Annotated in this window: 1 protein-coding gene; it reads left to right on the top strand. The window is 57.5% G+C overall.

Going from position 1 to position 266, the window contains the following annotated elements; translation table 11 throughout:
* Positions 1 to 42: 42 nt before the first annotated feature.
* A partial coding sequence (locus AAIR21_RS28135) for a contractile injection system protein, VgrG/Pvc8 family (protein ID WP_434682877.1) occupies positions 43 to 266 on the top strand: 224 nt, incomplete at its 3' end.

Genomic DNA, 266 nt, shown 5'->3' with positions numbered 1-266 from the left:
AGGCCGTTTTCATGGCGTATTGAATTTACCACCTCAGGAACGGTGAGCGCAGAGACTGTGCTGCTGAAGTCAGCGCGTTTCAGTTTGCGCCATCACAAGGTGGTACAGGGGGTCATCACGGGACTGGAGTGGCTGTCCACGAATGCAGACCAGTCTCATTATGCCGTGACCCTTGGATCCCGTCTGGCGCTGCTGTCGCGCTCCCGGCGTTGTGCCATTTATCAGAATGTCACCGTGCCGGAGCTGGTGGAGCAGATACTGCGCTC

Source organism: Enterobacter sp. PTB (assembly GCF_051130085.1).
GTDB classification, from domain to species: Bacteria; Pseudomonadota; Gammaproteobacteria; order Enterobacterales; family Enterobacteriaceae; genus Enterobacter; species Enterobacter ludwigii.
This window is presented reverse-complemented; position numbering and strand designations above follow the sequence as displayed.